Genomic DNA, 14,445 nt, shown 5'->3' on the forward strand with positions numbered 1-14,445 from the left:
GGGATAGTATTATTTCCAAAATTGTACTGTATCGGTTTCCTGTATGAAATCCGCTACTTTTTGCCGTATGGCGTCCCGAACCTGCCGGGTTTGCTCCATTATCTGTTCGTTCGTACCGCCAAAGGCGGAAGGGTCGGGGAACGACCAGGCTATGCGTTTGATTTTGCCGGGGAAGACGGGACATTTTTCCGCGCTTGCTGTATCGCATACTGTTATTACGGCGTCGTAGTGTTTGCCCTGTTCTATCAGGTCAAAGGCAGCTTTTGTCTGTTTGTCACTGATGTCTATTCCTGTCTCTGCCATTGCTGCGACGACGTTGAGATTGAGCACGCCCGGCGCTATCCCGGCGCTATCCGCTTCAAATTGTTCTTTACCCATTTCGTTTAAAAAGGCTTCGGCCATCTGGCTCCGGGCGCTGTTGTGTACGCACACGAAAAGAACTTTGTATTTAATATTATCCATTTTAATTGCTTCATTTATTCATTGCAATAATACGATTATATAAAATAAAAAAAATCAACAGCACCCCCCTTCAGCAAGTTCATTTACTGCTACAAAGAAATCGTTGAAAAACTGCTGGTATTTTTGCCAGACCTTCGGGTCGATGCAATAGCAAACGCTTGTTCCTTCCACCGTTCCCTGAATGATACCTGCCAGCTTTAGCTCCTTAAGATGCTGGGAGATAGTAGGCTGTGCCAATCCCAGCTCATTAACCAGATTACCACAGATGCAGGCATTGGTTTTGATGAGCTGCTGCAGGATAGCGATGCGGGCAGGATGCGCAATAGCCTTGGCCATTTTTGCCAGCTCATTTTGTTTCTTGGTAAATAGATCTGTTTTGGTCGCGCCCATTGTTCACTCATTTATTGCAATATTACGATTAATATCTTGAATCCGCCAAATTTTTTGAGGATTTTCTGGTTTCCATAGATATTCACTACAGGGTGCTTAAATGTTCGATCGGGAAAAGGGGGGTGAGATCTTCGTTGGGGCTTGGGCGATAATCAGGCGGTCAAACAGGTCTGTTTGCTGCTCAACGCTCAGCTGCATCAGACCGCAGAACTGAATTTTCGTACCGTCTTCATGGCTACTGATAATCAAAGTGCCCGGAGGGGGAATCGAACCCCCACTCCCTTGCGGGAACCAGATTTTGAGTCTGGCGCGTCTACCAGTTCCGCCATCCGGGCAAAATCGGGATTTTCCGGAGCCGCGGGCGATCCGGATGCGGTTCAAATGTATGACCGGTTTCCGGGATCATGGCCCTGCGGACGGGTCGCAAAAATACCCATTCTTTCCGTAATTCCAATAGCGTGTACCTGTTGCGTATATGGCTTGCCTGGACGGTATCGGCCGCTCTTCCCCGCGCTACCCGTATATTTGCAGTAATGAACCATCCTGTCAAGATAGCATTGATCCGGGAGGGAAAAATCCCCGAAGATAACCGGGTAGCTTTTACCCCGCGGCAATGTGCCTGGATACAACAGCACTACCCGCGGGTACGGCTGACGGTACAGCCCTCTCCTTCCCGCTGCTACCGCGATGGGGAATACCGGCAGGCGGGGATCTCGCTGCAGGAAGATATTACGGACTGCGATATCCTGATCGGCATCAAGGAGGTGCCGGCGGAACAGCTTGTTCCCGGCAAAACCTATCTTTTCTTTTCCCATACCCGGAAGCAGCAGCCGCAGAACCGGGCGCTGATGCAGGCGCTGCTGGCCAAAAAGATCACGCTCATCGACTACGAATGTCTGGTGCATGACGACGGGCACCGTATACTCGGGTTTGGATTTTTTGCCGGCGTGGTCGGTGCGCATAACGGGCTGCTGGCCTACGGAAAAAAAACAGGGGCTTATGTCCTGCAGCCGGCCCGGCAGTGTCACGACCTGCGAGCGCTCTCCGAGACCTATTTCGGGATGAAGCTACCCCCGCTGAAGATCGTGCTGACCGGATCGGGCCGTGTGGCCGCCGGCGCGCTCGAAGTAATGGGCATGCTGGGCATCAAGGATGTGCCGCCGGAAGAGTTTCTGATATCGGACTATAATTATCCCGTATATACGCAGCTGAAAGGGGAAAAGCTTTACAGACGCACGGACGGGCTATACAGCCGGGAGGATTTTCACCGTCATCCGGATCGATATACTTGCCATTTTCTTCCTTTTACTACAGCGGCAGATATCCTGGTCAACGGCATCTATTGGGAGGGGCGTATGGCTCCTCTTTTTACCTGGGAAGATATGCAGCAGACCGGCTTCCGCATAAAAGTCATCGCCGATGTTACCAACGACCGGGAAGGATCTGTTCCCTGTAATCTTGGCGACGCAATGCTTGCAGATCCGGTATATGGTGTCGATCGCTTTACCCGGCAAAAGACCGCTCCCTTTCTCCCGGGCACCGTGGATATGATGTGTGTGGGCAACCTGCCCAACGAGCTGCCGCGCGACGCTTCGCGTTATTTTGGCGAACAGCTGATCAAGTACGTGTTTGACGACCTGCTGCAGGGAGAAGGTAAAATGATCCGGCAGGGTACCCTCGTAAAAGCCGGCAGGCTGACGCCTGCTTTCCGGTACCTGTCCGCTTATGCGGGCCTTTCATAAATAGAGGTAGTAAGGCTGCAGCAACGCCGCGCACTCCGGCGTATAGGCATTCCCGTTCATGATGGTCAGCTCTTCCATAAGGTTTTCCCGCGGCTGGCAGGAAAAAAGCGCTATGCTGCGGAAGAAATCATGCCGGGGCGTCTGTCTTACCTGCAGCAGCCTTTCCGGGAAAAGTCCCCGGCCGGCTGCAAGGGTGGCGAATGCGGCAAAACGGTGGCCGGGCAACATGATCCCCAGGAGGCCTTCTTTTTTCAGCCAGCGGTCCGCTATGGCCAGCAATCCGGAAAAGTCCAGCTCCACCGCATGCCGGGCCCGGTTGATGCGCTCATCCCCGCTTTTCAGATCCTGCCCGTAAAAGGGCGGATTGCAGATGATCAGGTCGTAAGGCTGCGGGTATAAAAACGTACGGGCGTCCCCGTGCCGGACGTTAATCCTGTCGGGCCAGGGAGAATGCCGGGCATTTTCCTGCGCCTGCCGGCTGGCAGCTTCATCCAGCTCGATGGCATCGAAAATCGCGCCGGGAAGCTGCTGGGCCAGCATCAGACTCAGCAGGCCGGTGCCGGTACCGATATCCAGCGCGCGACCCACCGGCAGGGTTGCCTTTTGCAGGGCGGCGGCAGTATAGGCTCCCTGGATACAGGCGTCCGTACAGACCTTCATCGCACAATGCTCCTGCCCTATGCGGAATTGCTTGAACTGGAAATAGGTATTGCTCATGACCAGGTTGCCCGGGCGCCGGCGCTCACGCTGAGGGGGCTGAACTGCCCGGCTTTGAATTTATGATAGGCGGTGATGGCGATCATGGCCGCATTGTCCGTGCAGTATTCGAATTTCGGGATATAATGCTGCCAGCCATATCGCTTGCTATAGGTTTCCAGCGCGGCCCGCAACCCGCTGTTGGCGCTTACCCCCCCGGCGATCCCTACATGGGTTACGCCGGTTTGCTGTGCCGCCTTTACCAGCTTGTTCATGAGGATGGTGATGATGCGGTGCTGCACCGAGGCGCAGATGTCGGGAAGATTCTTGGCGACAAAATCCGGATCTTTCGCGGTCTCGTCCCGGATAAAGTACAGGATGGCTGTCTTTAACCCGCTGAAGCTGAAGTTGAGGCCTGGGATCCGGGGTTCGGGAAAGGAAAACCGTTCAGGATCGCCCTCCCGGGCATAGCGGTCGATCAGCGGCCCGCCGGGATAAGGCAGCCCCAGCAGCTTGGCCGTTTTGTCGAAAGCCTCGCCTGCCGCATCGTCCTGCGTTTCCCCGATAACCGTCATCTTCAGGAAATCTTCGCACAGCACGATCTGGGTATGACCGCCCGAAACGGTAAGACAAAGAAAAGGAAATGCCGGGCGGGGCTCCTCGATAAAGTTGGCCAGCACATGCGCCTGCATATGATGTACGGCAATAAGCGGGATATCCAGCGCCAGCGCCATGGCCTTGGCGAAGCTGCAGCCCACCAGCAGCGAGCCGATCAGGCCGGGCGACTGGGTGAAGGCAATGGCATCCAGCTCGGCCTTGGTCAGGCCCGCCTTCCTGAGGGCAGCGTCCACGACGGGCACGATGTTCTGCAGATGCGCGCGCGAGGCCAGCTCGGGTACCACCCCGCCATATTGCTCGTGTACCTGCTGGTTGGCAATGAAGTTGGACAGTATCTTCCCGTCCTGCAATACCGCAGCGCTCGTTTCATCACAGGAAGACTCAATGGCAAGTATATTCGTCATGGAAAAACAGGATCAGCTCCGGATGGCAACCACCGGATCGAGCCGGGCAGCCGAATAGGCCGGTATAAAGCCGGCAAGGATACCGGTGATCACCGAGGTGGCAATGCCGGCAGCCACGATGCCCGCGCTCATATATATATTAAAGCTTACGGATGAAGTGATCAGCTTGGTGATCAGGTATACCAGCCCCATCCCCATCGCGCCCCCGATCAGGCAGAGCAGGATGGACTCCAGTAAAAATTCGGCCATGATCACATTCCTTTTGGCGCCGATGGCTTTTTTCAGGCCGATGATATTGGTGCGCTCCTTTACGGTGACGAACATGATATTGGCGATGCCGAAGGCGCCTACGATCAGGGCCAGTATGCCGATGGCCCCGCCCCCGAGGTTCAGGCTACCGAACATCTGGTTCATGCCATCGTTGACCATGCTCAGCTCGTTCAGCGCGAAGTTGTCGTCTTCCGTGGGCCGGAGCTTCCGTACCGACCGCAGCACACCCCTGAGCTCGTCTTTCAGCGCGCCCACGCTCACGTTCTGATTGGCCTTTACCATAATGGCGGGATCGACCCACGGACCGCGGTCATCCACGATCTGACGGGCGGCCAGGTAGGGCACCAGCACGCTGTTGTCGTAGTCGAAGGCACCGACCATGTTATCGCCGTACCGCTGCATGGCGCCCACGATCGTAAATTTCCTTCCTTCAAAGCTCACCGTTTTGCCGATGGTCTGCTCCGGTGTGCCGAAGAGCCCGTCCCAGATATTGGCGCCCACGATCAGCACCTGCCCGTTGCCGTTGGTCTCGTTCTGGGTGAAAAAGCGCCCGCTGGCGATCTTCAGCTGTTGGATGTCGGCAAAATCATAGGTAATGGCCTCCATGGTAACGCCGCTCATATAGTCGTTGCCGTATTCCACGGTTTTCCCGCCCGACTTGTACTCATAGGCGCAGGCGCCGGCATTGGTCAGCCGCTGCTGTACAGCTTTGAACTCGGTGAATTTGGCCGAAGGGCGGTTCCAGTATTTCCACCATTCTCCTCCTCCGCCGGCCCAGGGCCATTTCCCTACGTATACCACATTGCTTCCCAGGGACGACATCTGATCGCGTATGTTCCGCTCCAGGCTCTTGGTAAGCGTAAGCACGGAAATGATGCAGAAAATGCCGATGGTGACCCCCAGCAGCGAAAGAAAGGTACGCAGCTTGTTGCCTTTCAGCTCCTGCAGGGCGATCAGCAGACTATTCCACAATATCTTTAATGTGGTAAACATGCGACAAACCTACGGGAAAAAGTTGATTTTTAGACTACCTTTGCGGCAATTTTCAGCCGCAACCGCCGGCCCTGCCGCCGCGGTCTGCGCCGAAGCATTTAACCGCCATACCCAAGTGAAGTACGCTAACGAAATCAGCCGTCGCCGCACCTTTGCCATCATCTCCCATCCGGATGCGGGGAAGACTACCCTCACCGAGAAATTCCTGCTCTTCGGGGGGGCCATCCAGACGGCCGGAGCGGTGAAATCCAATAAGATCAAGAAGCACGCCACCTCCGACTTCATGGAGATAGAGCGGCAGCGCGGTATATCCGTGGCCACTTCGGTGATGACCTTTGAGTACCGGGATACGCTCATCAACCTGCTGGATACTCCGGGCCATAAGGATTTTGCCGAGGATACCTATCGCACCCTCACCGCCGTGGACAGCGTAGTGCTGGTGGTAGATGCGGTAAAAGGTGTGGAAGAGCAGACCGAAAGGCTCATGGAGGTATGCCGGATGCGCGATACCCCCGTCATTATCTTTGTCAACAAGATGGACCGTGACGGAAAAAATCCCTTTGACCTGCTCGACGAGCTGGAGGCCAAGCTGAGGATCAGCGTACAGCCCCTCAGCTGGCCGGTGAACATGGGCCGGGATTTTAAAGGGGTTTATAACCTTTTCAATAAAAGCGTACTCCTTTTCAATCCCAATCAAAAGGCCTCTGATGAAGACCTTATCATGCTGGAAACCATAGCAGATAAGCGGATTGATGCATTATTTAATGAAAGTGATGCCGCCCAGCTGAGAAGCGACGTGGAATTGCTGGAAGGGGTGTATGATCCCTTTGGCGAAGGACCTTACCGGAAGGGGGAAATGGCGCCGGTATTTTTTGGCAGCGCGCTCAATAATTTCGGGGTGAAGGATCTCCTGGATACCTTCGTGGAGATAGCTCCCCGCCCCCAGGCCCGGCCCACCAGCGTCCGTACGGTGGAGCCCGGCGAAGACCGTTTCAGCGGCTTCGTCTTTAAGATCCATGCCAACCTGGACCCGCGGCACCGCGACCGGATCGCCTTTCTGCGGATCTGTTCCGGCCGCTTCGAAAGAAATACCTTTTACCACCATGTGCGGCTGGACAAAGACGTCCGCTTCAGCAATCCCTACAGCTTCCTGGCCCGGGAAAAAAACGTGGTAGACGATGCCTATCCCGGCGATGTGATCGGACTTTTCGACACCGGGAATTTCAAGATCGGCGATACGCTTACCGAGGGAGAAGACTTTTACTTTACCGGTATTCCCAGCTTTTCACCTGAACTTTTTAAAGAGCTGATCAACAAAGACCCGATGAAAACCAAGCAGTTGGAAAAGGGGATTCGACAGCTTACCGACGAAGGGGTGGCCCAGCTTTTTACCCAGCACGGCGGGAACCGGAAGATCATCGGCTGCGTGGGCGATCTTCAGTTCGAGGTCATCCAGTACCGGCTGCTGCACGAGTACGGAGCAGCCTGCGTCTTCAATACCCTGCCTTTCTACAAAGCCTGCTGGATCACGGGAGACGCCCAGAGCATCGACACATTTACCCGGTTCAAGCAAGCCAACGTCGTGGAGGACAAGGACGGTCACCTCGTCTACCTGGCTCAATCCGAATGGTTTCTCAACACCGAACGGCAGAATCATCCCGAGATAACATTTCATTTCACCTCGGAGATCCACAAAAAGGAACAGCCGGTTAAGTAGCCGGGAACCGGCGGCGGATCCGGCGGTTGCTTTCCTCCTACTCGCTCCATACTGCCAGCTCGTTGCCGTCCGGATCGGCAAAATGAAAGCGCCGTCCGCCGGGGAAGGAGTAGATGGGCTTCAGTATCCGGCCTCCCGCCGCTTCCACCTGCTGCTGCGTTTTTTCCAGATGCTCCGAATATAGGATAACCAGCGGTCCGCCGGGGGCCACCGTTGCCGATTGATAAAATCCTCCGGAAAGCCTGCCGTCCTCAAAGCTGGTATATTCCGCTCCCCAGTCGGTGAACTGCCAGCCGAAGGCCTGCCGGTAAAACGCTTTGATGCGTTCCAGGTCGGTGCCGGCGAACTCGATGTAGTCAATGGCGTGGTTGCGGTGGTGCTGTTCTGTGCTCATGGGTATGGTTTGTAAGGTAAATAAAATGATTCAGGCCGGTTCCCCGGATAACGCCGCCCAACATAATGGTGATAAAGCGGGCTGACATACTCATCCAGCTCACGACAGGATTTTCACAGCAGGAAATTTTCATGACAGACGTTGTTTTATCCTGCAAAGATGGGTGCCGGGAGTGACAGGTGTATGTCAGCAGCCGGCATAATGTTTAAAAAAAAGCATCTTTCACGTGATGTATCTCCGGAGCGGTCCCGGAGCGGTAGGTGATCGCCACAATATCGAAACGCAAGTCGCCGCCGTGCGGGTTATGGGCCAGGTAAAGCTCTGCCGCCATCTGTATGTGTTCCTGCTTGCGGGCGTCCACGGCCAGCTCGGGGACGCCATAGGCATTGCCCTGGCGCGTTTTTACCTCTATAAACACCAGCGTACTGCCATCCCGGGCGATCAGGTCTATTTCCTTGCGCAGCCGTCGCCAGTTTTTGTGCAGGATGCGGTAGCCCTGCTGCTGCAGGTATGCTGCCGCCAGGTCTTCTCCTGTCTGCCCGAGCCGCTGCCGTATGTCCATCGTTTATTTATGTTACTTTTGCTGTCGTAATAAAGATACGTTTTCTGTGATAAACCGTGTCTGGCCGCGGGTATGAAGCCGACGGATATACGAAGGTTCTAAAAAAGGAAGATGAACGGCATTTTCAGTTTGGAAGGGAAGGTACAGCATTATGCCTGGGGCGGCTACACTTTTATCCCGCAGCTGCTGGGCAGGGAGAACCCGGAGCATGAGCCCTGGGCGGAATACTGGATGGGAGCGCATGACAAGGCGCCGTCGGAGATAACCGGAAGGGACGGCGGTCCTGTCCCGCTGAACCGTGCGATAGCGGATGCTCCGGAGCGGTTCCTCGGCACGGAGACGGCCCGACGTTTCGGCCGGCTTCCTTACCTGTTCAAGGTGCTGGACGTGCAGCAGATGCTCTCCATCCAGGTACATCCCACCAAGGCGGAGGCCGAAGCCGGCTTTGCCCGTGAAAATGCCGCCGGCATAGCTCCGGATGCGCCGGAGCGTAATTATAAAGATGATAACCACAAGCCCGAGGTGATGGTGGCGCTGAGTCGGTTCTGGCTGCTGCATGGCTTCAAGCCCGAGGCCGCCCTGCGGCGGACGCTGACGGAGACGCCCGAGCTGACGGACCTTCTGCCCGTTTTTGAAGCCGGCGGTTACCGGGAGCTCTACCGGGAAGTGATGGAGTGGTCGCAGCAGGAAGTGAGCCGGCGGCTGCAGCCTTTGCTGGAGCGCGTGCTGCCCCGCTATAAAGCGCAGGAGCTTTCCCGCCGGCACCCGGATTTCTGGGCGGCCCGGGCGGTGGAATGCGGTATCTCGTCCCGGGAGATTCCCGACCGGGGTATCTTTTCGATCTATTTTTTCAATATCGTTCAGCTGGAACCCGGCGAAGCCATCTTTCAGGCTGCCGGTATACCGCATGCCTATCTGGAAGGTCAGAATATGGAGCTGATGGCCAACTCCGACAACGTATTGCGCGGAGGGCTTACCCCCAAGCATGTGGATGTGCCCGAGCTCCTGAAGCATACCCGCTTCGAAGCGGTAACGCCTGCCGTTCTCACGGGGGCGGCGGGAGCGCCCGGCGAACAGGTCTATGCCTGCCCTGTACCGGATTTTACCATCAGCCGGTTTATCCTGGAGGCCGGAATGCCCGCCCATACCCACCGGGCCTTTTCGGCGGAGATCCTGCTGACGACAGCGGGATCGGCAGTGGTAACGGACGGCACGGGAAAGCTGGTCCTGCCCCGGGGCGCTGTGGCGCTGGTAGCTGCCGGCAGCTCCTATACCCTGCACGCCGAAGACGGAGCCACCCTTTTCCGGGCGGGGGTACCTCTTTGAGGTAAAAGGTTAAAGGTGAAGGATTAAAGGTAAAAGGCATTTTAAGGAACCGGATCTTATCATCAAATCAGCACATCATCAAATCATCAAATTAACTTTTGATTATTCTTTTACTTTTGCAGTGTAAAAAAGATAATGCCGTGAAAAAACAAGCCCTTTCCGTTTGGATCGCCGGAGCGCTGATCGTAGCGGCGGCCCTGAGCCGGCTGCTGCCGCATCCATACAACTTTTCTCCCGTCGCCGCTATCGCCTTACTGGGCGGAGCCGCGTTCCGGGACCGCAGGCTGGCTTTCCTGCTGCCGCTGGGCGCCCTGCTGCTTTCCGATCTTTGCTTTGCCCTGTTCACCGGCACGCCGGGATTTTACGGCTGGCCTCAGGTAATGAATTATGCCGCTTTTCTGCTGATCGTTCTGCTGGGAACCCGCCTGCTGCGCCATCTCCGGGTGAAAAATGTGCTGCTGGGATCGTTGTCGGCTTCCCTGCTGTTTTTTCTGCTGTCCAATCTGGGGGTATGGCTTTTTACAGGCGGACAGGCGCCTTATACCCACGACGGGGCAGGTCTGATCGCCACCTATACCCTGGCCATCCCTTTCCTGGGCAATACGATCATCGGCGACCTTTTTTATTGCATCGTCCTCTTCGGGGGCTATGCCCTGGCCCGGTATTTTATCTTCCGCCGCCGTGAAGGCATGGCCTGAAAACAAAGCGGGCCGCTATTGCGGCCCAGCTCTTTGCTTATTTCTTTATTCGTTTCTCCACTTCTGATAACGGGCAGTTGATCTGTCTTCCGATGGGCTTGCCGTCGCGGTAGGTGATCACCCTTATCTCGCTCGCCCCTTCGGGAATATCCAGCGGCTGACCCTTGTATTCAGGATAGTGGTTGTCCGGCTCGGTCCCGTCAAAGGTATAGTAGATATCCAGCCCGTCGATCTCCGTCGCCAGCTTTACCTGCAGCTTTCCGCCACTGTCTTTGACACCGCTGATGATGGGGTCATAAGCGCTGCGGGCATATTTGACCCCGGCCGCATCAAAACGGGGAAACTGTGACTCCATCCGCTGCACAAAACCGTCCCAGTTCTTCTTTTTCGCGGGCGACCATACGGCCTCGGCAACGGCCAGGGCCCGGGGCCAGGTCATGTATTCGGCATGCCGTTCATTGGCAATGGACTCCGCCCAGAGATTGGCCTGTCCGCCCAGGATATATTTCGGGTCCACTCCTTCCGGCACCGGTTCAAAAGCATAACAGGTGCTCAGCCGCAGCATGCTGTAGGTAGCCGGCTCCACCAGGGGGTCGCCCTGGTAAAGATCGATATAGGTAAAGGAGTTGGGGCTCATCACCACGTGGTGGTTCATCTTTGCCGCCTGAATGCCGCCCTCCATGCCCCGCCAGCTCATGACGGTCGCCTCCGGCGCCAGGCCGCCCTGCAGGATCTCGTCCCAGCCGATCAGCCGCTTGCCCTTGGCCAGCAACATTTTTTCCATCTTTTTTATAAAATAGCTCTGCAGCTCATCCACATTCTTCAGGTGCTCATGCTGCATCAGCGCCTGGCATTTCGGACATTTTTCCCAAAAGCCCTTGTATGCCTCGTCGCCGCCGACGTGGATATACTCGCCGGGAAACAGCTGCGCCAGCTCGGTAAATATCTTGTCGAGAATGAGGTACGTAGAGTCGTTGCCGATACAGAGCACATTATCTTCCTTTTTATAAAAGGGGCTTCCGGGATTTACCGGATACTGCAGCTGCGTGCAGGACAGGTTGGGAAAGGTGGAGATCAGCGACAGGCTGTGCGCCGGTATATCCACTTCGGGAACGATGGTCACGAAACGGTCCTGCGCATATTTTATCACCTCCCGGATATCGTCCTGGGTATAATAGCCGCCGTAGCTGGCCTTTTCCCCGGGCTGCGGCTTTTCAAAGGTGCCCCAGCGGCCGGTGCGCGGCACCCGCCAGGCGCCGTGCTGCGTAAGCTGCGGAAGGCTTTTTATCTCTACCCTCCAGCCGTTGTCATCGGTAAGATGCCAGTGGAAAACATTGTATTTATATTTTACCATCTGGTCGATATAGGCCTCGACAAATTCTTTGGAAAAGAAATGACGGCTCACGTCAAGCATCAGGCCGCGCCAGCCGAAACGGGGATAATCCAGGATGTCCACCGCCGGTATATCCCAGGTGATACCGGCCGTTTTCTCGTGGCTTTCGATTTCCGGGGGCAGCAGCTGCAGCAGTGTCTGCATGCCGTAGAACAGGCCCTTGTGCCGGTTGGCGGTAATGGTGACGCCGCCGGGCGTTACGCGGAGGGTATAGCCTGCCTCGCCCAGCTCGCTCTGCGGGCTGCGGTTGAGCGCCAGCACAATAGCCGGCTGGTTTCCGCTATGGGTGGAAACTACCGGAAAGCTGTACCCGGTAGGTGTTCCCAGCATGGTACCGAGCATTTTTCCCAGCTTTTGGGCTTCGGCGTCGCCGGCAGGAACCACGATGGCCGTCTGGCCGCTGAGCCGGAAATGCCCAGTGCCGGTGTGTAAGGATACGGGTTCGGGGATAAGGTGAACGGCATCGGCTGCTTTCTGCTGCGCCTGCACCGGTGAAAAGAACAGCCCCGCGAACAGGGCGGCCAGAAGAATAATTTTGTTCATGAACAGGATAAATGTTAATGGATAAAAAAGGATTTCAGGAACAAGTTACGCATTCGTTACCTGAATTCTTAGTCCTTTTTTGGCGCTGCCAGCCCCTTGAGAATGACCGCCCCGAGTGGCGGCAGGGTTAGCTGTATGGAATAAGGCTTGCCGTGGTGGGGTTCTCTGTGGGCGGTGAAGGTGCCCCGGTTGATGACCCCGCTGCCCCCGTATTTTTTGTCATCGCTGTTGAAAATTTCCTTCCAGCGCCGGGGTTTGAAAAGCCCGATGCGGTAATCTTCCCGCGGCACCGGCGTCATGTTGAGGATCACAAGCAGGGTATCTTTTTCCCGGCTTCCCATTCTGACATAAATGAGAATGCTGTTCTGATGGTCGGACAGGTCGTTCCATTCAAATCCTTCATAGCTGAACTGCTTTTCATACAGGGCAGCCTGCTTCCGGTACAGGGCATTCAGATCCCGGATGAGCTGCTGCACGCCCTGGTGCGGCGGATATTCCAGCAGCTCCCACTGCAATGCGCTTTTGTAGTTCCACTCGCTGGTCTGGGCAAACTCGTTGCCCATAAAAAGCAGCTTGGTGCCGGGGTGAGTAAACATATAGCTGTACAGCAGGCGCAGGTTGGCGAACTTCTTCCAGTCATCGCCCGGCATCTTATAGATCATGGGCGACTTGCCGTGTACCACCTCGTCGTGCGATAGCGGCAGCATAAAATTTTCGCTGAAGCCATAGGCGATGCTGAAGGTGATCTGGTTCTGCCGCCATTGCCGGAGCAGGGGATCGGTTTTGAAATAGTCCAGCGTGTCGTTCATCCAGCCCATCATCCACTTCATGCCAAAGCCGAGGCCGCCGATAAAGGTTGGCTTGGACACGCCGTAATAAGAGGTGGATTCTTCGGCGATGGTCTGTACATCGGGATATTCTCCGTAGACGGCCACATTCAGCTGCCTTAGAAAAGAGAGGGCTTCCAGGTTTTCGCTGCCCCCGAATTCATTCGGCGCCCAGCCGCCTTCCTTCCGGGAATAGTTCAGATAGATCATGGATGCCACCGCATCCACCCTGAGGCCATCGACATGGTACTTGTCCAGCCAGAACAGGGCGTTGCTGATCAGGAAAGCCCGCACCTCGTTGCGGCCGTAGTTGAAGATATAGCTGTTCCAGTCCGGGTGAAAGCCTTTACGCATATCGGCATATTCGTAAACATGCGATCCGTCGAAGCAGAACAGTCCGTGGGCGTCGTAAGGAAAATGAGAGGGTACCCAGTCCAGGATGACACCGATACCCGCCCGGTGAAACGCATCGATCATCTCCATAAATTCCTGCGGTGTTCCGTAACGGGAGGTGGGCGCAAAATAACCGGTCTGCTGATACCCCCAGGAGCCGTCGAAGGGATGTTCCATTACCGGCATCAGCTCTATATGCGTGAATCCCATTTCTTTGACATAGGGCACCAGCATTTCGGTCAGCTCGCGATAGGTATAGTAGCGGTCCTCGTTGCCCGGCTCCGGCCGCCTCCAGGAGCCCAGGTGTACTTCGTATACGGACATCGGGCTACTCAGGGCATTGTGTTTTCCCCGGTTTTTCATCCAGGTGCCGTCTCTCCATTTGTAGTCCAAATCCCGGATGATAGAGGCGGTCCGGGGCTTTACCTCCCAGAAGGTGGCAAAGGGGTCTCCTTTTTCGTAATGCTGTCCGTTGTTTCCCCGGATAAAGTATTTATAGAGCCTGCCCGGTTGCAGGTGGGGGATAAAGCCTTCCCAGATGCCCGAGTTATCCCAGCGCGGGAAAAGCGTGTGCGCATAGGCATCCCATTCGTTGAAGTCGCCCGTCACGGAAACATAGGCGGCATCGGGTGCCCATACGGCAAAATATACGCCGGGTATGTCTTCATAAACAGCCGCATGGGCGCCCATCTTTTCGTATAGCCGGAAATGTTTGCCTTCGCTGAAAAGGGCGATATCAAAATCGGTCAGGAGAGACAGCGGCTCCACGGGTTTCAGCTGCTGCCTGTCTATGGTGCCCGGCAGGGCGGTCAGGACCGGCGCTTCTCCCACGTAGCGGGAAACGGGTTTCCCTCCCCGCGCTCCCGAAGCCGTCTTACGGGCAGCGGGCGTTTTTTTTCCGGAGGCCTCCCGGCGGGCAGCCGCCTTGGCGGCACTTTTTTTTGCGGGAGCGGATGCTATGCCGGAAGTTTTTTTGGAAGTCGCCATAAACCAGATTTACACGGACCAAGATAAAGC

General features: G+C 55.8%; 13 protein-coding genes and 1 tRNA gene. 4 read left to right on the forward strand and 10 right to left on the reverse strand.

The features are described 5' to 3' along the window. Positions 1 to 9 precede the first annotated feature (9 nt). From ABD851_RS06240 to ABD851_RS06250, 3 genes are all read right to left on the reverse strand, one after another. Entirely contained in the window at positions 10 to 462 is a 453-nt protein-coding gene (locus tag ABD851_RS06240) for an arsenate reductase ArsC (protein ID WP_344977139.1), read from the reverse strand. Positions 463 to 516: 54 nt separating this feature from the next. Further along, positions 517 to 852, reverse strand: coding sequence for an ArsR/SmtB family transcription factor (locus ABD851_RS06245; protein WP_344977142.1), 336 nt, complete (start codon positions 850 to 852; stop codon positions 517 to 519). A 251-nt stretch (positions 853 to 1,103) separates the two neighbouring features. Further along, positions 1,104 to 1,187 (reverse strand) — tRNA-Leu (locus tag ABD851_RS06250). Between the two features lie 123 nt (positions 1,188 to 1,310). Between ABD851_RS06250 and ABD851_RS06255 the strand changes: the two genes are divergently transcribed. After that, complete coding sequence (locus ABD851_RS06255) at positions 1,311 to 2,594, forward strand: NAD(P)-dependent oxidoreductase (RefSeq protein WP_344977146.1); 1,284 nt, start codon at positions 1,311 to 1,313, stop codon at positions 2,592 to 2,594. On the opposite strand, the gene ABD851_RS06260 is transcribed toward ABD851_RS06255, so the two are convergent. From ABD851_RS06260 to ABD851_RS06270, 3 genes are read right to left on the reverse strand one after another with little or no spacing between them, the layout of a single operon-like run. Continuing rightward, positions 2,589 to 3,311 carry a tRNA1(Val) (adenine(37)-N6)-methyltransferase gene (locus tag ABD851_RS06260; RefSeq protein ID WP_344977149.1) on the reverse strand — a complete coding sequence of 241 codons (723 nt, stop codon included), beginning with the start codon at positions 3,309 to 3,311 and terminating at the stop codon, positions 2,589 to 2,591. The two genes, ABD851_RS06255 and ABD851_RS06260, sit on opposite strands and share 6 nt — an antisense overlap. Further along, positions 3,308 to 4,312 (reverse strand): tRNA (adenosine(37)-N6)-threonylcarbamoyltransferase complex transferase subunit TsaD, encoded by a 1,005-nt coding sequence (gene tsaD, locus ABD851_RS06265; protein ID WP_344977152.1) that lies wholly within the window; start codon positions 4,310 to 4,312, stop codon positions 3,308 to 3,310. The genes ABD851_RS06260 and tsaD overlap by 4 nt, the downstream gene beginning before the upstream one ends. Before the next feature lie 12 nt (positions 4,313 to 4,324). Continuing rightward, positions 4,325 to 5,575, reverse strand: a complete 1,251-nt coding sequence (locus tag ABD851_RS06270) for an ABC transporter permease (RefSeq protein ID WP_344977155.1) — start codon at positions 5,573 to 5,575, stop codon at positions 4,325 to 4,327. 115 nt (positions 5,576 to 5,690) lie between these two features. Between ABD851_RS06270 and ABD851_RS06275 the strand changes: the two genes are divergently transcribed. Continuing rightward, positions 5,691 to 7,292: a peptide chain release factor 3 gene (locus ABD851_RS06275; protein ID WP_344977158.1), complete on the forward strand. Its 1,602-nt coding sequence runs from the start codon at positions 5,691 to 5,693 to the stop codon at positions 7,290 to 7,292. Positions 7,293 to 7,329: 37 nt separating this feature from the next. Here the strand turns inward: ABD851_RS06275 and ABD851_RS06280 are convergent, their stop codons facing one another. Both ABD851_RS06280 and ABD851_RS06285 read right to left on the reverse strand, forming a co-directional pair. Further along, entirely contained in the window at positions 7,330 to 7,686 is a 357-nt protein-coding gene (locus tag ABD851_RS06280) for a VOC family protein (RefSeq protein WP_344977161.1), read from the reverse strand. 205 nt (positions 7,687 to 7,891) lie between these two features. Then, the gene (locus tag ABD851_RS06285; protein ID WP_344977164.1) at positions 7,892 to 8,248 is read right to left on the reverse strand and encodes a YraN family protein; all 357 of its coding nucleotides are present in this window, start codon (positions 8,246 to 8,248) and stop codon (positions 7,892 to 7,894) included. Between the two features lie 111 nt (positions 8,249 to 8,359). On the opposite strand from ABD851_RS06285, the gene manA reads away from it, so the two are divergent. Beyond that, entirely contained in the window at positions 8,360 to 9,574 is a 1,215-nt protein-coding gene (gene manA, locus ABD851_RS06290; RefSeq protein ID WP_344977167.1) for a mannose-6-phosphate isomerase, class I, read from the forward strand. Positions 9,575 to 9,714: 140 nt separating this feature from the next. Further along, entirely contained in the window at positions 9,715 to 10,272 is a 558-nt protein-coding gene (locus ABD851_RS06295; protein WP_344977170.1) for a DUF6580 family putative transport protein, read from the forward strand. 37 nt (positions 10,273 to 10,309) lie between these two features. Here ABD851_RS06295 and ABD851_RS06300 read toward each other — a convergent pair whose 3' ends face one another. Both ABD851_RS06300 and glgB read right to left on the reverse strand, forming a co-directional pair. Then, a complete protein-coding gene (locus ABD851_RS06300; RefSeq protein WP_344977175.1) occupies positions 10,310 to 12,208 on the reverse strand; it encodes a beta-N-acetylhexosaminidase in 1,899 nt (632 codons plus the stop codon). Between the two features lie 68 nt (positions 12,209 to 12,276). Further along, a complete protein-coding gene (glgB, locus tag ABD851_RS06305) occupies positions 12,277 to 14,415 on the reverse strand; it encodes a 1,4-alpha-glucan branching protein GlgB (protein ID WP_344977179.1) in 2,139 nt (712 codons plus the stop codon). Between the last annotated feature and the right edge of the window lie 30 nt (positions 14,416 to 14,445).

This window comes from Compostibacter hankyongensis, from assembly GCF_039541075.1.
GTDB classification, from domain to species: domain Bacteria; phylum Bacteroidota; class Bacteroidia; order Chitinophagales; family Chitinophagaceae; genus Compostibacter; species Compostibacter hankyongensis.

What these genes read in the sequence shown, in the direction of transcription:
- ABD851_RS06240 (WP_344977139.1), bottom strand. Translation starts at nt 462, where the DNA reads ATGGATAATATTAAATACAAAGTTCTTTTCGTGTGCGTACACAACAGC.
- ABD851_RS06245 (WP_344977142.1), bottom strand. Translation starts at nt 852, where the DNA reads ATGGGCGCGACCAAAACAGATCTATTTACCAAGAAACAAAATGAGCTG.
- ABD851_RS06260 (WP_344977149.1), bottom strand. Translation starts at nt 3,311, where the DNA reads ATGAGCAATACCTATTTCCAGTTCAAGCAATTCCGCATAGGGCAGGAG.
- tsaD (WP_344977152.1), bottom strand. Translation starts at nt 4,312, where the DNA reads ATGACGAATATACTTGCCATTGAGTCTTCCTGTGATGAAACGAGCGCT.
- ABD851_RS06270 (WP_344977155.1), bottom strand. Translation starts at nt 5,575, where the DNA reads ATGTTTACCACATTAAAGATATTGTGGAATAGTCTGCTGATCGCCCTG.
- ABD851_RS06280 (WP_344977161.1), bottom strand. Translation starts at nt 7,686, where the DNA reads ATGAGCACAGAACAGCACCACCGCAACCACGCCATTGACTACATCGAG.
- ABD851_RS06285 (WP_344977164.1), bottom strand. Translation starts at nt 8,248, where the DNA reads ATGGACATACGGCAGCGGCTCGGGCAGACAGGAGAAGACCTGGCGGCA.
- manA (WP_344977167.1), top strand. Translation starts at nt 8,360, where the DNA reads ATGAACGGCATTTTCAGTTTGGAAGGGAAGGTACAGCATTATGCCTGG.
- ABD851_RS06300 (WP_344977175.1), bottom strand. Translation starts at nt 12,208, where the DNA reads ATGAACAAAATTATTCTTCTGGCCGCCCTGTTCGCGGGGCTGTTCTTT.
- glgB (WP_344977179.1), bottom strand. Translation starts at nt 14,415, where the DNA reads ATGGCGACTTCCAAAAAAACTTCCGGCATAGCATCCGCTCCCGCAAAA.